At 45.8% G+C, this 16,788-nt stretch carries 29 protein-coding genes and 2 tRNA genes; 20 read left to right on the top strand and 11 right to left on the bottom strand.

Annotated elements, in window-relative coordinates; genetic code table 11:
- Positions 1-36: 36 nt before the first annotated feature.
- Together BP688_RS02655 and BP688_RS02660 are read right to left on the bottom strand one after the other, a co-directional pair.
- Positions 37-1,239 (bottom strand): tyrosine-type recombinase/integrase, encoded by a 1,203-nt coding sequence (locus BP688_RS02655; RefSeq protein WP_290624501.1) that lies wholly within the window; start codon positions 1,237-1,239, stop codon positions 37-39.
- Positions 1,240-1,280: 41 nt separating this feature from the next.
- Positions 1,281-1,353, bottom strand: a tRNA-Gln gene (locus BP688_RS02660).
- Positions 1,354-1,483: 130 nt separating this feature from the next.
- On the opposite strand from BP688_RS02660, the gene BP688_RS02665 reads away from it, so the two are divergent.
- Both BP688_RS02665 and BP688_RS02670 read left to right on the top strand, forming a co-directional pair.
- The gene (locus BP688_RS02665) at positions 1,484-2,002 is read left to right on the top strand and encodes a TIGR00288 family NYN domain-containing protein (protein ID WP_290597473.1); all 519 of its coding nucleotides are present in this window, start codon (positions 1,484-1,486) and stop codon (positions 2,000-2,002) included.
- Entirely contained in the window at positions 1,999-2,916 is a 918-nt protein-coding gene (locus BP688_RS02670) for an ATP-grasp domain-containing protein (protein ID WP_290597474.1), read from the top strand. Before BP688_RS02665 ends, BP688_RS02670 begins: the two co-directional genes overlap by 4 nt.
- Here BP688_RS02670 and BP688_RS02675 read toward each other — a convergent pair.
- Both BP688_RS02675 and BP688_RS02680 read right to left on the bottom strand, forming a co-directional pair.
- The gene (locus tag BP688_RS02675) at positions 2,913-4,430 is read right to left on the bottom strand and encodes a helicase HerA domain-containing protein (protein ID WP_290597475.1); all 1,518 of its coding nucleotides are present in this window, start codon (positions 4,428-4,430) and stop codon (positions 2,913-2,915) included. The genes BP688_RS02670 and BP688_RS02675 overlap by 4 nt on opposite strands.
- A 120-nt stretch (positions 4,431-4,550) precedes the next feature.
- Positions 4,551-4,632, bottom strand: a tRNA-Ser gene (locus BP688_RS02680).
- 209 nt (positions 4,633-4,841) lie between these two features.
- Here BP688_RS02680 and BP688_RS02685 point away from each other — a divergent pair.
- Positions 4,842-5,066, top strand: coding sequence for a hypothetical protein (locus tag BP688_RS02685; protein ID WP_290597476.1), 225 nt, complete (start codon positions 4,842-4,844; stop codon positions 5,064-5,066).
- 1 nt (position 5,067) lies between these two features.
- Here BP688_RS02685 and BP688_RS02690 read toward each other — a convergent pair whose 3' ends face one another.
- The 5 genes from BP688_RS02690 to BP688_RS02710 are packed head-to-tail and all read right to left on the bottom strand — an operon-like array spanning position 5,068 to position 8,137.
- Positions 5,068-6,039 carry a hypothetical protein gene (locus tag BP688_RS02690; protein WP_290623576.1) on the bottom strand — a complete coding sequence of 324 codons (972 nt, stop codon included), beginning with the start codon at positions 6,037-6,039 and terminating at the stop codon, positions 5,068-5,070.
- The gene (locus BP688_RS02695; protein WP_290597477.1) at positions 6,032-6,694 is read right to left on the bottom strand and encodes a cysteine peptidase family C39 domain-containing protein; all 663 of its coding nucleotides are present in this window, start codon (positions 6,692-6,694) and stop codon (positions 6,032-6,034) included. Before BP688_RS02695 ends, BP688_RS02690 begins: the two co-directional genes overlap by 8 nt.
- Before the next feature lie 29 nt (positions 6,695-6,723).
- Positions 6,724-7,296, bottom strand: coding sequence for a PH domain-containing protein (locus tag BP688_RS02700; RefSeq protein WP_290597478.1), 573 nt, complete (start codon positions 7,294-7,296; stop codon positions 6,724-6,726).
- A gap of 5 nt (positions 7,297-7,301) precedes the next feature.
- Entirely contained in the window at positions 7,302-7,787 is a 486-nt protein-coding gene (locus tag BP688_RS02705) for a hypothetical protein (RefSeq protein WP_290597479.1), read from the bottom strand.
- The gene (locus BP688_RS02710) at positions 7,784-8,137 is read right to left on the bottom strand and encodes a winged helix-turn-helix domain-containing protein (protein ID WP_290597480.1); all 354 of its coding nucleotides are present in this window, start codon (positions 8,135-8,137) and stop codon (positions 7,784-7,786) included. The genes BP688_RS02705 and BP688_RS02710 overlap by 4 nt, the downstream gene beginning before the upstream one ends.
- 147 nt (positions 8,138-8,284) lie before the next feature.
- Between BP688_RS02710 and BP688_RS02715 the strand changes: the two genes are divergently transcribed.
- The 11 genes from BP688_RS02715 (at position 8,285) to BP688_RS02765 (ending at position 13,382) form a co-directional block, all read left to right on the top strand.
- Positions 8,285-8,497, top strand: coding sequence for a ribbon-helix-helix domain-containing protein (locus BP688_RS02715; RefSeq protein WP_290597481.1), 213 nt, complete (start codon positions 8,285-8,287; stop codon positions 8,495-8,497).
- The gene (locus tag BP688_RS02720; RefSeq protein WP_290597482.1) at positions 8,498-8,911 is read left to right on the top strand and encodes a hypothetical protein; all 414 of its coding nucleotides are present in this window, start codon (positions 8,498-8,500) and stop codon (positions 8,909-8,911) included.
- On the top strand, positions 8,898-9,101 hold the full coding sequence (locus tag BP688_RS02725; RefSeq protein WP_290597483.1) for a hypothetical protein: 204 nt from the start codon (positions 8,898-8,900) through the stop codon (positions 9,099-9,101). Before BP688_RS02720 ends, BP688_RS02725 begins: the two co-directional genes overlap by 14 nt.
- A 10-nt stretch (positions 9,102-9,111) precedes the next feature.
- Positions 9,112-9,306 carry a hypothetical protein gene (locus BP688_RS02730; protein ID WP_290597484.1) on the top strand — a complete coding sequence of 65 codons (195 nt, stop codon included), beginning with the start codon at positions 9,112-9,114 and terminating at the stop codon, positions 9,304-9,306.
- 127 nt (positions 9,307-9,433) lie between these two features.
- The gene (locus BP688_RS02735) at positions 9,434-9,811 is read left to right on the top strand and encodes a TFIIB-type zinc ribbon-containing protein (RefSeq protein WP_290597492.1); all 378 of its coding nucleotides are present in this window, start codon (positions 9,434-9,436) and stop codon (positions 9,809-9,811) included.
- Positions 9,787-9,951, top strand: coding sequence for a hypothetical protein (locus BP688_RS02740; protein ID WP_290597493.1), 165 nt, complete (start codon positions 9,787-9,789; stop codon positions 9,949-9,951). Before BP688_RS02735 ends, BP688_RS02740 begins: the two co-directional genes overlap by 25 nt.
- 3 nt (positions 9,952-9,954) lie before the next feature.
- Entirely contained in the window at positions 9,955-10,296 is a 342-nt protein-coding gene (locus tag BP688_RS02745; RefSeq protein ID WP_290597494.1) for a hypothetical protein, read from the top strand.
- Positions 10,289-10,534 carry a hypothetical protein gene (locus tag BP688_RS02750; protein WP_290597495.1) on the top strand — a complete coding sequence of 82 codons (246 nt, stop codon included), beginning with the start codon at positions 10,289-10,291 and terminating at the stop codon, positions 10,532-10,534. Before BP688_RS02745 ends, BP688_RS02750 begins: the two co-directional genes overlap by 8 nt.
- Before the next feature lie 6 nt (positions 10,535-10,540).
- Positions 10,541-11,260 carry a beta clamp domain-containing protein gene (locus tag BP688_RS02755; protein ID WP_290623578.1) on the top strand — a complete coding sequence of 240 codons (720 nt, stop codon included), beginning with the start codon at positions 10,541-10,543 and terminating at the stop codon, positions 11,258-11,260.
- A gap of 53 nt (positions 11,261-11,313) precedes the next feature.
- Complete coding sequence (locus BP688_RS02760; RefSeq protein ID WP_290597497.1) at positions 11,314-11,550, top strand: hypothetical protein; 237 nt, start codon at positions 11,314-11,316, stop codon at positions 11,548-11,550.
- Positions 11,547-13,382: a helix-turn-helix domain-containing protein gene (locus BP688_RS02765; protein ID WP_290597498.1), complete on the top strand. Its 1,836-nt coding sequence runs from the start codon at positions 11,547-11,549 to the stop codon at positions 13,380-13,382. Before BP688_RS02760 ends, BP688_RS02765 begins: the two co-directional genes overlap by 4 nt.
- 1 nt (position 13,383) lies before the next feature.
- Here the strand turns inward: BP688_RS02765 and BP688_RS02770 are convergent, their stop codons facing one another.
- Positions 13,384-13,530 (bottom strand): AbrB/MazE/SpoVT family DNA-binding domain-containing protein, encoded by a 147-nt coding sequence (locus BP688_RS02770; RefSeq protein WP_290597499.1) that lies wholly within the window; start codon positions 13,528-13,530, stop codon positions 13,384-13,386.
- Positions 13,531-13,610: 80 nt separating this feature from the next.
- Here BP688_RS02770 and BP688_RS02775 point away from each other — a divergent pair, with 80 nt between their 5' ends.
- The 4 genes from BP688_RS02775 to BP688_RS02790 all read left to right on the top strand — a co-directional run bounded on the left by BP688_RS02775 (position 13,611) and on the right by BP688_RS02790 (position 15,243).
- On the top strand, positions 13,611-13,910 hold the full coding sequence (locus tag BP688_RS02775) for a hypothetical protein (RefSeq protein ID WP_290597500.1): 300 nt from the start codon (positions 13,611-13,613) through the stop codon (positions 13,908-13,910).
- 18 nt (positions 13,911-13,928) lie between these two features.
- Complete coding sequence (locus tag BP688_RS02780) at positions 13,929-14,207, top strand: hypothetical protein (RefSeq protein WP_290597501.1); 279 nt, start codon at positions 13,929-13,931, stop codon at positions 14,205-14,207.
- 46 nt (positions 14,208-14,253) lie between these two features.
- Entirely contained in the window at positions 14,254-14,625 is a 372-nt protein-coding gene (locus BP688_RS02785) for a hypothetical protein (protein WP_290597502.1), read from the top strand.
- Positions 14,626-14,742: 117 nt separating this feature from the next.
- Positions 14,743-15,243, top strand: a complete 501-nt coding sequence (locus BP688_RS02790) for a SprT family zinc-dependent metalloprotease (RefSeq protein ID WP_290597503.1) — start codon at positions 14,743-14,745, stop codon at positions 15,241-15,243.
- Here the strand turns inward: BP688_RS02790 and BP688_RS02795 are convergent.
- Positions 15,238-15,426 carry a hypothetical protein gene (locus tag BP688_RS02795; protein ID WP_290597504.1) on the bottom strand — a complete coding sequence of 63 codons (189 nt, stop codon included), beginning with the start codon at positions 15,424-15,426 and terminating at the stop codon, positions 15,238-15,240. The two genes, BP688_RS02790 and BP688_RS02795, sit on opposite strands and share 6 nt — an antisense overlap.
- A gap of 141 nt (positions 15,427-15,567) precedes the next feature.
- Between BP688_RS02795 and BP688_RS02800 the strand changes: the two genes are divergently transcribed.
- Positions 15,568-16,101: a winged helix-turn-helix domain-containing protein gene (locus tag BP688_RS02800; RefSeq protein ID WP_290597662.1), complete on the top strand. Its 534-nt coding sequence runs from the start codon at positions 15,568-15,570 to the stop codon at positions 16,099-16,101.
- 120 nt (positions 16,102-16,221) lie between these two features.
- Entirely contained in the window at positions 16,222-16,782 is a 561-nt protein-coding gene (locus BP688_RS02805) for a site-specific integrase (protein WP_290597663.1), read from the top strand.
- The last annotated feature ends 6 nt before the right edge of the window (positions 16,783-16,788 follow it).

The raw sequence follows: 16,788 nt of genomic DNA on the forward strand, positions 1-16,788 counted from the left end.
TAATAGGTTGGTGGTATATAAATGGTTAAAGGAAATTCAGATCATCCCCATAAACGCCTCTAACAAATCATGATCTTCCCTCAACTTCTTAGCAAGTTCAAGCATCACCCTTGCTCTATCAAATACTTCAGGATCCTCCTTAAGAAGACTTATCAACTCGTTTATAATTCCAGCCCCCTCTATCTCATATCTAATCCTCTCAGATTCATCCAAAATTAAAGCACACCTGCCACAAAAACGATCTGTAGGAGCATTCAAATAACCACATCTTGGACATTTCCGAGGCTTAGTCACTTCCTCCTCTTCCTCCTCCTTCAACCCATACAACCTATCAATCGCACCGTCAATATCTCTCCCTGAAAGATGAACGTATATCCTTGGCATATCACTTCCCTGAATCCATCCAAAGTATTGACACATCTGAGCCTCCGTTAAGAAATTAGCAAGAACTGACGCCCTCGTATGCCTCAAAGTATGTGTCGAGATCTTTTTCTTAATGCCAGCTCTCTTTGCTATTTCCTTAACTTTCCTCAGTAGAGGTTGATAATCTATCATTCCACCATAATTGCTTTTCGCAAAGCTACAAAACACAACAGCATCAGGATCATCTCTGAAAGGATGATTCTCAAGCCAACGCTTCAGGTATGGCGCAGAAACAACAAGTGGAATGACTCGCTCCCCAGTCTTACCCCTCACTTTAATCTTTGCCTTAACATCTCCTCCATTCTGCCAGACCACATCCTTTATTCTCAACGTTGCCAACTCTGCAACTCTCAATCCTGCCTCATACCAAACCGCAATCATCGCCTTATCTCTCTCATTCGCTGCAGCCTCTATCATCCTAAAAACTTCTTCTTCTGTCAGAACATCTGGAACCCTGTTACTCTCCTTAACTTTCTTCAAAAGTTTCAGACCTTCCCACTCTTCTCCTCTCAACCACTTGAAAAACTTCTTCATCGCCTTCCTGAACTCATTTTTAGTCCCTACTTTGTAGTTGCTTTTCTCCAACTTTACAAGCACAAACAATATCTCCTCTCTATCCCATTCCTGCAACGGCTTATCCAACCACTCCGAAACCATCCGCATGATCTGAACATACCTCAAAATCCGCAACGGACTAATACCCTCAGAAATTAAGTAATCCGCAAACTTCTGGAGCACTGTTTTGTTTTCAACAGGTAGTTTTTCGAGAAGCTGAAGCTGTTTATTTAACCGCTGCCAGCCCTTATGAAAATCCATAAAATCACGTGTAGCCCTTTATATTAAACGTTTATGGAGTATAGCCCCGGCCGGATTCGAACCGGCGTCGCCGGATCCAGAGTCCGGCAGGATTGACCGCTACCCCACGGGGCTTTTGCCAACTCCTTTTGCTAACCTTGTAGCTAAGATTTATCAAAATTTTGGTCTTGTTTCACAATCTTCTCAAAATATGCTCAACTTTAACAAAACCTTTTTAAACTTTAATCAGGAAAATAAAAAGAGCATGTCAACTATATCTCGTATTCAGAGAATTAAAGAGTATCTTTCTAAAAGAAGGTTATCGCAGAGAAAGAAGGTAGGTGTTCTTGTAGATGGTCCTAATATGCTTAGGAAGGAGTTTAACATTAACTTGAAAGAGATTAGAGAGATTTTGACCGAGTATGGAGATATTAAAATAGCCAAGGTCTTTCTGAATCAGTATGCAACCGAAAAACTCGTTGAAGCCATTGAAAATCAAGGATTTGAACCAATAGTAACGTCCGGGGATGTTGACGTTCGATTGGCTGTTGAGGCGATGGAACTCATTTACAACGACTCCATAGATGCCATAGCCATCGTCACGAGGGATGCGGATTTCAAGGCAGTTTTGATGAAAGCAATGGAGATGGGGAAGGAAACTATCATAATTGGTGCAGAACCCGGATTTTCAACTGCACTTAAAAATTCCGCAGACATTGCCATAGTTTTGAATGAAGAGATGATGGAGGAAGAGAGGGAACCTGAGGAAATAATTGAGGTATGAAACTTTTTTTGTTCGAATTTGCTACTTGTGGTGAAAAAATAGAGGATAGTATTGCTGTTGAAGGGCTTGCGATGTTTAAAGCTGCCTACGATGGATTTAAAAAGTACTATGACATTCATGGTTTTGTCAGATCTGAATACTCCTTCCTTTTCGATGTTCCTTCTGGAAATATCACTCTGCTGGAAGATTACCTTTCTGAAAGTGATGCATTTCTAATAGTAGCCCCGGAAGACGAGAACCTGCTACTGGAGTTAACTAAGGTTGGGGAGAGGTATGCCGAAAACCTCGGGTCTTCGAGCAGAGCCATCTCAGTCGTTTCCGATAAGTGGAAATTGTATAAAAAGCTGAAAGGGAGTGTTCAGATTCCTGAAACGTCAAAAAAACCGCTTGATGGCAGATTTATTATTAAACCAAGAATTTCATGTGCTGGAGAAGGGATTTCCTTTGGTTCTGGTAATGTTCCGAGTGGTTACATCGCTCAGGAATACATCGAAGGCAAAAATCTGAGTGTAAGCGTGATTGTTAAGGACGGAGAGTGCAGGACTGTGAGTGTTAATGAACAGCTTCTTGATGGCTTCAAATATGCTGGTGCGATTCTACCAGCGAGGGTTGATGAAAAAATTGCGAAAGATGTAGAAGAGGAGGCGTTGAAGGCTGTAGAATGTATTGAAGGATTAAATGGCTACGTCGGGGTGGATATCGTTTACTCTGATCAGCCATACGTTGTAGAGATAAACGCGAGACTCACAACTCCTGTTTCAGCCTTCGAAAGGGCTTATGGCGTATCACTTGCAGATATGCTAATTGGGAAGTTACCTAAATTTGCGAGAAGGCAAATAATAAGGAAGGGCACTGGATTCGCCAAGTGGTACGTTAAATCAGGAGAGTGGTGTTTGGAAATCTCCGGTCTTTAGCCGAACAGCCTTCTGAGCAATCCTTTTCTCTCTTTTCTCTCTTCTTTCTTCTTTCTTTTCTCCTTCTTCTTCGCTCTTTCTTTAACCCTTGGAGCTGTTACACTCACAGCCTCGCCGTGCCTGCTCTTCCTGCTTCTAACCCTGACGATCACGGGTCTTTCAAGTTCGGGACTTACTATCATGGCGTTTCCGGGTGGTAACCTTTTAATCTCTTCCACCATCTCAGCAGTAATCCCCTCCACTCCACTCCTTATTGCGTTGATGTCGTTGGGGTTGGTTACCCTCAGGATTATCTGGGTGTTGCACTGACTTATCACGTTCTTGTCAACCCTCGCTGGCCTTTGGCTGATCACCATCAATCCAAGACCGAATTTCCTGCCCTCACTGGCTATCGTTCTGAGTATGCCGGTAGACACGGCTCTGTCAAAACCTCTTTCGGGTATGAAGTTGTGAGCCTCCTCAATAACTATCATTCCCGGCTCCACTTCCTCTTTCTTTCTCAGTTCGAAAAGCTTTGTGCAGACTCTTGAAACTATTAAATCCTGATACGCTGGCTCAATACCCCTCAAGTCAATAATCGTAGCTTTCCCCCTCTGAAGGAGCCTTCTTATATCCGTGGGCTTTTCACCAAACAGTCCCGAATCCTCGACCTTCGTAAGGGCGCCGAGCAATGTCCATTTTCCGTTGTGTTTAATCCTCTCGACTTCATCAATGATATCTTGTATCGTGTAGTCCTCATCCTTTAGCTCCTTCAGTGCCTGATACAGCAGAGCCTGAGCCGTTGGGTTCTTTAGGCCAGTAAGCTCAATCAACTCCTCGGCTGTAAGATTAACCCCATCGAGAATTAGAATTTCGTCAGCCTTGTCAGCGAAGGGTGAGATTGGAGGAACTGCGATTCTGATCTGATCTGCATAACTTTTCGGCTTTATGCCAAATTCTCCGTTGACTTTCTCGTTTGGATGCTTCATCGAGTGATACTCTCCATGTGGGTCAATAATGAGGAGAGGAACGCTGTGTTCGAGAAGCTCCTCTATTATCACCCCGGCAGTGTAGCTCTTCCCGCTACCAGTTTTTGCGAGGATACATACATGCTTCTGAACGAGGCTGTTTGGGTCGAGCCTCACCTTAACCCCTGTATCACCGAGAAGGCCGATATAAACCCCCTCGTTGCTCAGTCCAAGCACTTCCGAGATAAGCTTTTCTTCAGCCAAAAATACGCTCTCACCCGGTACAAAAGGACTTCTGGGAACTTTCAATCTTCCGTCTTCCCTTTTTCCGAGGACTACAGCTTTTCCGATAAAAACTTCGCTTGCACCATTAACGATCTCCTTTATCTCTTTATTTCTCACATTGGATTTCGCAATTATATCCTCGACATAAGCAACAACCCATCCATCAACATCATTCCATACCTTTACGTAATCCCCCCTTTTCACCTTCTTTTGGTCAAAAATCACAAAGTTGAATTCGAAGGATGATGCCTCTCCGTAAATCTTTCCCACAGCGCCTTTCATCGCATAAAGTCTTCTACAATTATTTTTATTTTTTCCGCTCTGGCGGGTAATTGTGGTGAGAACACTAAAAAATTTGAAGCGCTCGATTGAGGTAGAACACGAGACCTTTAGACAGATACACGCCGGGGGTGGGACTTGAACCCACGAGCCCTTACGGGCACCAGCTCTCAAGGCTGGCGCAGTGCCTCTCTGCAACCCCGGCTTGTCTGTAAAGCCTATAAAGATGTTTATGAAATTTGTGCTTATATTTATTGTTTAATTCCCACACAATTCCTAAGTAAAAACATTTGGTCTATATTCCTCCACTTTGCCATATGCCGAGGGGGGGATATCCTACTTCTGGTGCAAACCCCTACCATGACTATCGGACTACTCTCTCCCTTTTTATGTTTACCGAACTTAAGCTTATGCATGAAGGAGTACATAGTCGTTCGACTCGTAGCCAGCAGCAGAAAGCAGGTGATCCGCTTTATCTCTGCAAAGACGATAGAAGAAGAGGAGGAAATTGTAATCAGCCGGTATAAGAGGTATTACTTCATTATCCTGCCAGGCGTCGAGATCGGTATGCCAGCTCAAACGCTTAAGAAGCTGATATCGCTGGCTCAGCATGCGATGGAGCAGGAGAGGTGGGTTTAGTCTACAGTAACTCACGTATCGGTTCTAGAATTTCATCCTCCTTTAGTATATCGTTGTAAACTTCTTCAAGACCTATCCAATAATTATTGCCATTAAATCCAGCGTATTTGAGTAATCCAACTGTTTCGAGTTGTATTAAGTATCGATCGAGTTTGAACAGTTTTTCATTTCTATCTGTAGAGGTATAGAAATAATTTATTTTTTTAACGAAGAACTTTTGACTTACTCGTGGTAGTTGACCAATTTGCAAAGCCATTGAGTAATAACTACCAGTCAACTTGAGGTGGGGGCCAAGAATTTCACTTATTTTATCCAATTTATCATATCCAAGTTTGAAAAATAATTCCATGGCATCGGCTAATTTTTCTGAAAGGGGTTTATTGTTGGCCTCTATTTCAATGAGCAGATCTCCAGAAACGTATTTATCGCCTTCAAATACCACCAGGTCAAGTTCTTCCAAAGTTTGTAAATAGTCAAGATATTTCTGTTTAGTATCGCTACTTAGTTTATCTAATTCGCTCAAATTAATGTTCTCTGACAATAATAATTTTGAAAAGATATCTAAAATAGGTGTCCATCTATGTTCAGAAAATGGGATGCGAGAAAATTTCTTAGATTCTGCTTTAACTAAAGCCTTCTCGACAGTATTCTGGACTTCTATAAGTCTACTTTTAATTTTATTTATAACAACACTCCTCTGTGGGTATTTTGGCTCGCCACTCATTCCGTCAACTTCAATCCATCCAAGTTCTATGGGCCTCATCAGTTTTATTCTAGCTGGGCGCGGAGGAGAGCGAGTGAAATCAAAAAGCACCCTTGGGTAAACTGATATAAGCTTGAATTTCCACACGGTCCCCTCTCTTCTCACACTTTCAATTCCCACCATGTTTCCGAATTTTTCACGAAGCACTTTTCTTGCTATTTCCAGAGCTTCATCTTCTGAAATAGGTAGTTCTGAAAAACCCTCAATCATGATTTTCACCCATCCCTAATTCTTTTTCTTTTCTGGATTTATAAGTTTCCTTCAACGATTCGTCTAAAGTGAGTTGGACAGCTCTTATATTTACCTTAACTTCGACTACAGCTCGACAGGCTCTATCCCATGCGTCATAGAAATTTGCTATGTCGATTCTTTCATAACCTTGCCCCCAAGGATCGTTGAGGACTATCCACTGTTCATCTTCCAGACCAACAACAACTGCTGAATGCAACATGGGTTCAAGTAATAAGTAATTTGAGTCTATTAAATACAATTTATCGAATATTATTATTTTGGGTATGTGGGCTGACAAATTAGCCTCCAAAATAGACATGTCAACCATTTCAGAGTATACAAATTCAAGTGATGCTGTGGCTTCGCTGAGCTGTTGTAGTCTTTTTTCACTCATAACCCAACCATCTTCTTTTATATCAAGAATCTTTGCAATTTCATCGATATCTAAGCTATTCACAGTGCGTCTAACTTTTTCGTCTGGATATATATTTTTGAAATAATCAAGAATCATTTTCACACAATAAGCGAAACACAAAGGTTCATCATCTGGTTGTGTATACAAAGGCACCCTAAGGCAATCTATCTGAACACCATCACTCCATGTTCTTGTTGTATATGGTCTGGATGCGCCCATTTAAGCTAACCTCTCAACTATATTCATTTTCAAATTTGATCTAACAGCTTCCTTTTCTTCTCCTCAAACTCTTCTTTGGAGATAACTCCAGCCTCATAGAGCTCCTTTAACTTCTTCAGTTTCTCTATGGGATCTTCCTTCTGTAGCGGCGCCCTCTCTACGACCTGTGTCATCGGAAGACCCCTCGTTACGACCTCCTTCGGCTTGGATAGAGTTAGTTCAACGCCAAGTAGTCCTTTCTTCTTTTGAATTGACACAGGCTCAACAGCGATGGCGTTGAGAGCGTCCCTTATAGTCTCCATGGCCTCTTCTGCCTCTTCCCTCTCCATCCACGTTAAGGTTATTTCTTTCCCTTCTTCACTTCTGATCGTGAATTTGGCTCCGATTTTCCCCTTCTTGAAGTGAACGAATTCGAGCTTCTCATATGGTACATCCACGAGGTCGTATCTCCCCAGAATTTTCTGATCGAGGTAAATCACCCTCCTGTCAGTCACGACCAGGAATTTCGGCTTCATTTCGGTGTAGAGCTTTTTCTTCACACTGTACAGAACTTTCTCACCAGGATAAAGGTTCTCGGTTATCTCTTTCGGGACTTCCGCCATGCCCTTCACCTCTTTAGAACCCATGCAGCGATTAAGAGTACTCCAGCAAGTATCATGAAGACTACAGCAGTGCCCATGTTAATATTCACGATCGTTGAGGTCACAGCTCTCATAATTAAGCTTGCACTAATCACCCTTTCTGTTCCAATATATGCTGTAACAACAGTTATCCATGCAAAAGCGGCTGCTACACTCATCCCTTTTTTAGATACTGCGGAGATTACCGACAAAATCAAAGTCAGCAGAGCACAGAAAGCTGAAATGATGATCAACATGATGCCCATTGCGGCCTGACTGTCCGCCACACTGTTATGACCGCCGCTAAACGGGGAGGAGAAATGGCCAATATTAGTCAAAATGTCTATATAGGAAAGTCTTATCTCACTACTGTATCCAAATGGCCCGCTAATATTCCACAACGGTGTGAACAAGGCAATTAATACAAAAACAGAAGCAATAGCAGATAGGGCTTGAACAGCCTTTTCCCTCATTCCTCATCCCCCTCCATCTGCTTTTCAACCCATCTCATCTCCTTCTCCTCCAAACTGACACCTTCCTTGTAAACCCTCTCGATCTCCTCCAAAAGTTCGAGAATGCGCTTTCCTGTAGGAGTTAAAACGTAAACTTTCTTACTGCGACCTTTTCTAACCTCTACTAAAGTTTCTTTGACTAGTCCATTACTAATCAACCACTCAAGCCGATCGTTAAAATTTGATTTTGAAAGCGAGCAAGCAGAAGCTAATTCTGTGAAAGTTTTAGCTCCTGACCGTAGAGTAGACAAAATTTGGTATGATGGCAGGTCAAGATAGTCAAAGAGGTGCTGTTTTACTCTGGCTGGCATCGCACGAAATTCTTTCTGGAAAATATATAGTATCTACCGTAATCAGAAGAACTAAGTTCTATTGATACTTTAAAGTTCTATTAAAGAAACCTTTAAGTAACATAAGTTCTATTGTTAGAACATAGTTCGATAGGAGGGATGTGAAATATGGGTGTGGTAAAAGTTGTTGTACCTGACGAAATGCACGAAGAAGTCAGAGAACTGGTTAAAAGACGCAAGTACCGTAGCGTCGCCGACTTCTTCTACATTGCAGCCCGTAAGGAGCTTGATAGAATAAAAGCGGAGAAGAGACTCCAGCGCTGGGAGAAGATGCAGCAGGAGGGCGACTGCGAGATCATCAGCGATGCGGAGGTGGTTTGAGTGTCTTTTGTTGAGATTTTAATCGATGCTGGAGCATTGTCAGAAAAAGCGAGGGAAAAGTACATCAAATGGCAGGAAGAATGGGAGGGAACCTGCAAAGACGGATATCGTTTCACGGAATTCAAGATTGAAGAGCTGAGCATAGATTACGATGGTAGTCTGAATCTAACACTAATATCTGGAGAGAACTGCGAGCAAGTATTTGTTTCTATCAGCATACCTTTCGTGACTTGGTTCATGGAAATGGCGAGACGAGACGACTTTAACACAATAATCAAGTTGCTCGAAAAGAAGCAGAAGGAAATCAGCAAAGCTCTCGGGGCGCTGAAAGGTGTAAAGGCTGTTCTGAGGAAAATAAAGTCTGAGCAGAAAGTGAATGATGCCGAGATGGGGAATAAAGATGCCAGTCCTTGAAGTCGAACCACTTACCGAAGACATCGAGCCGCAGCACAAGATCTGTCCCCTGAGGGCCATAGCCTACACCATAGCTGGCGTTCCAAATAAGGTGCAGGAACCGCTCTGCATAGGCCAGAGATGTGCCTGGTTCATCCCCGAAGACGAGGGCTTGGGCGTTTGTGTGCTCAAGAGGCTTGCCTGGCCGTGAGGTGAGAGTGATGGGAGTCTGCAACAATCCGAGAAGCTATTATTTCGACACACAAGTTGATGATGACTTCCAGCCAGAAGAATGTGGATTCAGAACCTGCAAGTACTGTCCTCATTTCATCAGAGCAAGCGAACTTGACGATATGGCATACTATGAGCTGGAGAGAGAAAGAGAGAGGCTGACAAGGCTTTTTGGAGTGCTATAGGGTGAGGCCTGATGAAGTTGGTCATGCGGATCTACTGCACAAAGCCCGACTGTGATCGCAGCGTCAACAGCTGCATCTGGGGTGGCTGTGCCTGTGAGCATGCGAGGTTCGAGGAGGTAGATGCCGAATGATCCGCTGTCCTCGCTGCAACTCTTCCTGCTTCGAACCCCTTGATGACGGTACTCTCATCTGCTGCCAGTGCGGCTCAGTAATCGAACCCGATCCCGAGCTGACAATCCCGCTCGGCGAGACTTGGAGCGGCTTCGAGTTCATCAAGATCCGCCGCTACAAACGCAAACAGGGCTACAAAATCACTTTCATCCGCCGCTACTGGAGCGGCAAGTACCGCACGCTCGCAACCGATCAGGCCCAGACGGCTGACGAGATCATCCAGAAGATCAACGAATCTCTGCTTCCTATTTTCAAGCTGCCGAGAGATGTTGAGGATAAGATCAGACAGTTCTGCGGTGAGGTGATAACGTGCAAGTCCTACAGCTCCCCCTGAAGAAGCTCAAAATAGATGGCGAGGAGTTCCTCGAATGGCTCGACAAAATCCCAGAACCCGAACGAAAAAAGTACAGCCCAGAGTTCTTCGCCACCCTCTTCGTCGTCGAGAATGTCCTCGAAGCCTACTACGGGGGGTAAGCGATGAGGAGGCAGCTTTCCCTCTCCCACTTCTCCGGTCCCGACGGTTTCGAGCGCTACATCGAGATGGTCGAGGATGGCAAGGAGGGCGAACTCCTCGCCGAGCTTGCTGTGGAAATCGCAAGAGAGCAGGGCTACGTGACGGCCGACGACCTCCGCCACGCGGTCGAAGCCCTCGGTATCAGACTGAGGAAGAGCTACAACATCTTCGGAGCCGTGCTGGCGTCGCTGAAGCGAAAGGGTGTTCTGCGCGTAGCCGGCTACAGACCTTCAGAGGTGCCGACATCGCACGCCCGTCCAATTGCCATCTTCGTTCTCAACGAGGAGGGCGATCCCAATGCTTGAAGCCCAGTTCCACAGCATTCTTTCCTGGTTCAGGACGCTGCAGCCGGTGGAGAAGAAGCTCGTCATCGACATCCTCACCAACGAGCTCGGCAGCGAAGCTATCGAGTGCACCTACTGCGGCCGCCGGGTCAGAAACCCAGTCTGGCTATCCAATCTCCCTCTCTGCCACCGCTGCCACTCGTGGCTGTTCAGCCCCGTCACCAAGCTCAGGCTCGCCTACGGCAGGATCAAGAGGTGATGAACCTTGTCTGAGTTTTCCCTTGCTATTAAGGCTGAAATATTAAAGAGGATCGTCACGGCCGTCACCAGCGTCGTCGAGGAAGCAAGGCTCTCACTCTCGCCAGAAGGACTGCAGATAACGGCGGTAGATCCAGGAAATGTCATGCTCGTTCACATCGACATGCGAAATTCAGATTTCTACAAGTTTAAGGTTGAGGACACCTTCGAGGTTGGCTTGGACTTCTCAAGGCTTGCGGACTTCCTCAAAGCCCTGAACAAGGACGAGCGGGTGAGCGTCGAAAGACACAACTCCAAAATAAGGTTCGCCGGCGACGTCATGCGGTACTCGCTCAGCGCAATCGACCCCTCAACCCTCAGAAAGCAACCAAAGCTACCAGATCTGCAGTTCTCGGCGAGGGTCGAGATCGACCCAGCGGACTTCGCCAAGGCGATAGCCATCTGCGGAAAGTACTCCGACCGGGTGGGGCTTAGCGTCGAGGACGAAACATTCCTGATCCACGCAGCCGGCGACATCGACGATCTCAGCTTTGAGTTCACCGAAATACGCGCGGTGGTGGAGGGCGAGGGCGAGAGTCTGTTCTCTCTCGAATACCTCGGACCGATCGCCAAAGCCGTGTCGAAATTCGAGCGGCTAGAGATTCACCTCGGCACCAATATCCCAGTAGCCCTGAAGGCAGCGGAGCCCAGTGCGACGTTCTACGTTGCCCCGAGGGTGGATTGGTGAATTCAGGAGCTCCTAGAACCATGACCCGCTATTGTGAGGTCTGCGGGGCTGAGTTGAAACCGAACCAAGAAAAATACTGCAGCCCACAGTGCAAGGCGATAGCCCAGACCAAAGAGTGGCAACTCATCCAGGAACTCCGTAAAAGCGGCAGGGTCACCTTGGTTCAGCTCAGGATAATCGTAAGCCAGCGCTATGGTGTCAAAAGCGATGCTCACATCGAAGAGAGAATCTCAAGAATAATGGGGCTCCTCAGGGAACTCAGCAAGATCGACATAATCATCCGGGCATGAGTTCCGACCTCTTCTCCTTCAAACCAGCCTCGGAAGTTAAAAAGACGATTTTTGACACGAACCGTGAGATAGCCGAGATAGAGGACCTACTCGAAATCTGTCGCATCTGCGATAAGGACAAGAGGGGGTGCCGATCATGCTTCATCTGGCAGGAGCTTCATAACAAAAATTGTGTAATGGGATCAGCAAATGAGCAAGTACTTACCGTTTCTCGGCAATCTGAGGTATCTCAAAAATTTTTTGACAACATTGTCAAAAAGCCCCTCGGAAGATTGTCAAAATCCTCGGCCGTTGACATCTCATATATAAATATTTCGCCCGAAATTGTCAAAAAAGATGATTGGAGAAATGCCTTAAATCCTGATTTTGACGGTCATAAGAAAATATCAAAAAGGAAAATAAAAACCTCCGAGAGATCGTCAAAAGGGATTTTGACAATCGGTAAGGTTCCGAGGGGTAGTACTGTTCAGCGGAAGGTCACCTCTTATACCGACCTTGAAAAACTCGATGAGTTCGATTGCAAAATAATAACTTTGATGAATGAAGACCACCATCAAGCTGAGATCGCAAGGATTCTCGGAAAATCCAGGCAGGTAATATCCTACAGAGTGAAGAAAATACTGAAAACGGGCCTGGTTAAGGTGCTCAGGTTTGGCAAATTCATATATTATAAGCCCTCCTCCGACTTGCTGAATCTCGCTTATTCCAAATTAAATGAAATAGAAAAAGAAAATAAAAACACCAAAAACAAAGCCCTCGGAAGGGCCGAGGGGGCCGAGCCAAACCGCCCCAATCAACCAAAGCAGCCCGCTAAGTTCCTCTCCGATGTCCATCACATCACGGCAACTGTCAAAGTCAACGTGAGTAATGCCAAAGCCCTTCGACTCAAATGTCAAAACTGCCCCAAGTTCCGAGAGGGCCATAACTGCAAGTGCAAGGGTGCCCGCTATGTCAGAATGAATAACTGGGATTTCCACGCCGTGAATTTCAACGGCTATGAGATCTCGGTCAACAACGGAAGGGAGATAACGGTAACTGTGAGGGGTGTTAAGGTCCTCGTTGACTTCCGCAACACTTCCGTACCACCATCCGACCAGATAAAGCTTAAAGTGAAGGACACAGTCAGATCCCTTCTTGAGAAGTACTTTGACAGGTTCTGGAAAAATACGGGTATTGAAGTTATGATTGACTGGGATGACCCCTCAACACTGAGGATCAAAGGTGTCCACCTCGTCCTCGAAGAAAATGAGAAGAGAGTTCACAACATCCAAAAGACCCTCGACACGCAAACTGCCAAAGTTACAGGGGACATAGCTGATGTAGTGGTAGATGAATCTCCAGACGACGATGGAAGCCCTCAACCACACATCGAAGCCCACGTAAAAGACCTGCAGGCACTCGACTACTACCACGACCTCCTCAACGGCAAAATCCACGAAAAGCTTTCACAGCTCGAAGCAGCCCTCGCACCTGCGCAGAAGGCGGCATCCATCTACGGAGGAACTCCAGTATCCACCGAAGTAGCCGACCTGATTCGCAGGCTCGATGAAGAGTTTAGGGACCTACTCAAAAAGCAGGATCAGTACACTAAGCAATCCAGCTTGCTAAAGAGGGAAATTTCAGAGATTAAAGCCCTTATGCTGGATGTCAAAAAGGTTCTCGAAGCCCTCTGCAAGGCCGTCAAGGATATCTTTTTCGAAACTTTCGTCCAGCTGAACAACAAGCACGTCGGCGAGCTGAACAGGACACTCTCCTTGGTGGCCCACCTCCTTGACAAAATTGTAACCCTTGAGAAAAGATTGGATAAGTTGTATAACCCAGAATCTAGATAGACTACGCTTTCCGTATAACTATATCTCCATTCTCGTTCTCGTAATAGGCGATTAAGTCTCCTTCTTCGAGCTTTAGCTTCTCAACAACTCTTCTGATTATCGTCGTCTTGAATCCCTTGCTCACAGTCGATGTCCCCAAGAGTTTCATATGTTACGATCGTACGAAAAGTATTTATAGTTATTCGTTCTATTGGTAACTAAAGTAACCAAAGTTACGAGGTGGTAGAGATGGATGTGGTCTTCGTCAGAATCCAGAACAAATGTCAGAAGCCAACCAGTGCAACACGAATAATCTTCGCAGAGACTACAGACGCTCGTAACATAAGCGTATCGAGAACAAGAGACAAATACATTATTGAAATGGGATCGGTAGAAGTTGCGACTTCCTTAAACACTTTCACCAAGATTCTAATGCTAGGACTTGCAGCAATTCCAGATGAGTTCGTTGAAAATATATTCAAGGAAGTTAAAGAATTTAGGAACAGCATGGATTTTACGCCCCCCACTAATTCGAAGTTTATATTGTGATTTACCTTCTAATGATTGGTGAGCGATATGTGTAACCCAGAAACTCTAAATCAAATTTTGGAGAGTATTGCTGAATTTAAAGATGAAATAAAAGCGCTGAGGGTAGAGTTTCAGCGAGTACATGAAGAATTTGAGCAACTCAAGCAGCTGATAATCGAGGGCAACGGCAAGCACATCCGTGAGATAAACACCGCCCTGCAGACCATGGCCGCCCTCTGGCTCCGCATGGACCGCCTTGAATCAAAGCTTCAGGAATTCAGGTCCTCTTTTAGTGCTCTAGAAAATGATGCTCCTTGATATAGATCGTCAGCTAAAGCTCACCGCTTTTACGGAGGTTTAACCCATGGTCATGTACTTCAAAAATGAAACGGTCCTCAGCTTTCTCCTCGAAAACGGCTTAGTTTACACGCTCAGGAAGCATCTGAGAGAAAAGAACAAGGACGGAAGAACGGTCATCGACTGGATGACTCCCTACAAAGGATGCAAGAAGGTGGCCACGGCTCTCGTCACGTGGATCGGTCTCGTGGACCTAGAATCTCGAAAGGTCTTCACCCTCAACGATTCGAAACCCAAACCCCTCGAAGACTTCGTAAAGTTCAGCGGCTTTGGCTGCGTCGAGGACTGGATCAACGCCTACAGAGCCTTCGCAGGCAAGAAAACCAAAACCGCCCACCTTTATAAAGTCGTGCTCATGAAGATCCACGGCCTAAGGTGAGAATGTGCCGCAGTTAACCCTCCTCGGCCAGGTCGCAACCAAACCTGTTGACGAGGAACCTCAGTGGGTAATCGTAAGATCCAAAAGAATCCCCAGACAGCTTGCAGAAGAGACCCGATGCGTCCTCAGACGCTACTTCCCAGAGCTCCGTGGGTCCTGCTCTACTATACCAACTCTGCCAAGGGGGAGTACTTACTCGACTGGAAGATTGCCCTGGACCCCGATTTACTCAACGAGCCAAAGCGGGAGCTCCACCACACGATAGCCCACGAGCTGACTCACCTTATCCAGTGGCAGCAGAACCGCATCAGGCACCGAGCACTGCAAACAAAGTACGCCTACCTCTACGCCCAGAAGATCCCCAAGGGCGAGGAGGCCTGCGACATCTGGACCTACGCAAGACATCCTGACCTTGTCGCTCCGTCTGGCTACCTTCACACTCCTTTCGAGATGCGGAAGGGTGAAACCTCATGCGAGTTCTGGAACAGAAAATTCAGGTTCTACGAAAAGCACTGCAACGAGATCCACGAGCTGGCCAAGAAGGCGATAGAGCTTCGGGCGCGGGGCTGCAGGAGATACATCAAGTGGTTTCTGGACGAGCTAAGGTTGATCTTATAGTGGATACTTCCTGTGTTTGTGAACGAACTTTCCCTCATTCGACAAAATCAGGTGCCAGACCTCTATTATTTTCCCGTCCAGCTGCCTCTTCTCATAGATCATGCTTATCCCATCTTCCATGAAGTTATATGTGGCAATTCTTATTCTGTGGAGATACCTGTCATCTCTGAACTCAAACCTCACGATATCCAATATTAGACTTCGATATTTAAGCTTTTCTCAACAATAACATTTAAATACAATACCCAATATAGGTTAACGAAAGAATAAGGCTAATAGCCAGAAAGAATATGAGAACCATATTAGCCTTGCGAGGTGTACATCATGGGAGATGTGACTCAGGCAGTAAAAAAGAGGCTCAGCATCGGGATACTTAGGCGAAACGAGATAATCAGGCTTATCGAGAGGGGCATAAACACGGCCTACTCCATAGCCAAGGCCATGGACCTGGATCCGGGCACAGTTAAGCACCACCTGGACTGGCTTGAGGAAAAGGGGCTTGTCAAATCGGAAATAGTTGTGGAAAAGGGAAGGGCAAAAAGAATTTTCAGGCTGACATTCCCAGCCAGAATCCTGGAGAGGGTGATGGAGATCCTCGATCTGGTAGATGTCGATATCAGAGGGGCAGAGAAGGAAATAGCGAGGCTCGTGCTGGAAGTTGTCGAGGGTTTGGAGGAGGATGAGATTAGCTTCGATGAGGCCGATAGGATCTTTACAGCCCTGCTTGCTCTCAAAACTGTTGAGCTTAGCGAGGAAATTGAGGAGATGCTAACTCTTGCGAACGAGCTGCACGACGGGAATTGGGAAACAGTAGCGATGCTGAAGAACCTCGCAAGAGAGGTAGTTACCAACGTTTAACTTTTACTCCAAAATTGAAACTTTTTCCATCACAACGTGCACCGAAAAACTCTCCGGCATCATGAATTCACGCCCCCTCCTAATTCAAGGTTTAAGTTTTTTGATAGAGTTAAACATATTATGATCCTGAAAAGCGGTGTGAGGATCCTCACCCCTATGGAGTACGACGCTATCCGGGATGCGGCCAATAAGCACTACCACCAGATAATGCTCGATGCTGCCCTCTACACCGGAATGAGGTACGTAGAGCTGCGAAGATTACAGGAACATCCGGAGTGGTTCCAGAAAGAGAGGCGGGCAATCTACCTCCCACCGGAAGCACAGCTAAAGAAAGAGCGGAGGTTCAAAGACCGCTACGTCTACCTCTCTAATATCGGAATGTATGCGATCCAGTACTTTTTAACCTTGAAAGAGAGGTTGCCAAGTATCCAGGCATGGAACAGGAACCTCAAGCGCTGGGCTGAGAAAGTGGGTTTGGACCCTACGGGAATCTCGGCGAAAACTACCCGAAAGACGTGGGAGAGCTGGCTCGTCGTCTCGTTCCCAGACAAGGTTCCGCTGATCTGCATGAACCAAGGGCACACCGAGATAACCTCGATGAACCATTACATGCAGCTCCCATTCTCAAAAACAGAAAGAGAGGAGATCAAGGAGAGAACTGCAGGGTGGATGGGTCTCTGAATTACA

The sequence above is a fragment of the Archaeoglobus sp. UBA230 genome (assembly GCA_002507545.1).
Taxonomy (GTDB): Archaea; Halobacteriota; Archaeoglobi; order Archaeoglobales; family Archaeoglobaceae; genus Archaeoglobus.

Excerpts from the sequence above, each read along its gene's own strand:
- BP688_RS02655 (WP_290624501.1), bottom strand. The coding sequence starts at position 1,239 with ATGGATTTTCATAAGGGCTGGCAGCGGTTAAATAAACAGCTTCAGCTT.
- BP688_RS02665 (WP_290597473.1), top strand. The coding sequence starts at position 1,484 with ATGTCAACTATATCTCGTATTCAGAGAATTAAAGAGTATCTTTCTAAA.
- BP688_RS02670 (WP_290597474.1), top strand. The coding sequence starts at position 1,999 with ATGAAACTTTTTTTGTTCGAATTTGCTACTTGTGGTGAAAAAATAGAG.
- BP688_RS02675 (WP_290597475.1), bottom strand. The coding sequence starts at position 4,430 with ATGAAAGGCGCTGTGGGAAAGATTTACGGAGAGGCATCATCCTTCGAA.
- BP688_RS02685 (WP_290597476.1), top strand. The coding sequence starts at position 4,842 with ATGAAGGAGTACATAGTCGTTCGACTCGTAGCCAGCAGCAGAAAGCAG.
- BP688_RS02690 (WP_290623576.1), bottom strand. The coding sequence starts at position 6,039 with ATGATTGAGGGTTTTTCAGAACTACCTATTTCAGAAGATGAAGCTCTG.
- BP688_RS02695 (WP_290597477.1), bottom strand. The coding sequence starts at position 6,694 with ATGGGCGCATCCAGACCATATACAACAAGAACATGGAGTGATGGTGTT.
- BP688_RS02700 (WP_290597478.1), bottom strand. The coding sequence starts at position 7,296 with ATGGCGGAAGTCCCGAAAGAGATAACCGAGAACCTTTATCCTGGTGAG.
- BP688_RS02705 (WP_290597479.1), bottom strand. The coding sequence starts at position 7,787 with ATGAGGGAAAAGGCTGTTCAAGCCCTATCTGCTATTGCTTCTGTTTTT.
- BP688_RS02710 (WP_290597480.1), bottom strand. The coding sequence starts at position 8,137 with ATGCCAGCCAGAGTAAAACAGCACCTCTTTGACTATCTTGACCTGCCA.
- BP688_RS02715 (WP_290597481.1), top strand. The coding sequence starts at position 8,285 with ATGGGTGTGGTAAAAGTTGTTGTACCTGACGAAATGCACGAAGAAGTC.
- BP688_RS02725 (WP_290597483.1), top strand. The coding sequence starts at position 8,898 with ATGCCAGTCCTTGAAGTCGAACCACTTACCGAAGACATCGAGCCGCAG.
- BP688_RS02730 (WP_290597484.1), top strand. The coding sequence starts at position 9,112 with ATGGGAGTCTGCAACAATCCGAGAAGCTATTATTTCGACACACAAGTT.
- BP688_RS02735 (WP_290597492.1), top strand. The coding sequence starts at position 9,434 with ATGATCCGCTGTCCTCGCTGCAACTCTTCCTGCTTCGAACCCCTTGAT.
- BP688_RS02745 (WP_290597494.1), top strand. The coding sequence starts at position 9,955 with ATGAGGAGGCAGCTTTCCCTCTCCCACTTCTCCGGTCCCGACGGTTTC.
- BP688_RS02750 (WP_290597495.1), top strand. The coding sequence starts at position 10,289 with ATGCTTGAAGCCCAGTTCCACAGCATTCTTTCCTGGTTCAGGACGCTG.
- BP688_RS02765 (WP_290597498.1), top strand. The coding sequence starts at position 11,547 with ATGAGTTCCGACCTCTTCTCCTTCAAACCAGCCTCGGAAGTTAAAAAG.
- BP688_RS02770 (WP_290597499.1), bottom strand. The coding sequence starts at position 13,530 with ATGAAACTCTTGGGGACATCGACTGTGAGCAAGGGATTCAAGACGACG.
- BP688_RS02775 (WP_290597500.1), top strand. The coding sequence starts at position 13,611 with ATGGATGTGGTCTTCGTCAGAATCCAGAACAAATGTCAGAAGCCAACC.
- BP688_RS02785 (WP_290597502.1), top strand. The coding sequence starts at position 14,254 with ATGGTCATGTACTTCAAAAATGAAACGGTCCTCAGCTTTCTCCTCGAA.
- BP688_RS02790 (WP_290597503.1), top strand. The coding sequence starts at position 14,743 with ATGCGTCCTCAGACGCTACTTCCCAGAGCTCCGTGGGTCCTGCTCTAC.
- BP688_RS02800 (WP_290597662.1), top strand. The coding sequence starts at position 15,568 with ATGGGAGATGTGACTCAGGCAGTAAAAAAGAGGCTCAGCATCGGGATA.
- BP688_RS02805 (WP_290597663.1), top strand. The coding sequence starts at position 16,222 with ATGATCCTGAAAAGCGGTGTGAGGATCCTCACCCCTATGGAGTACGAC.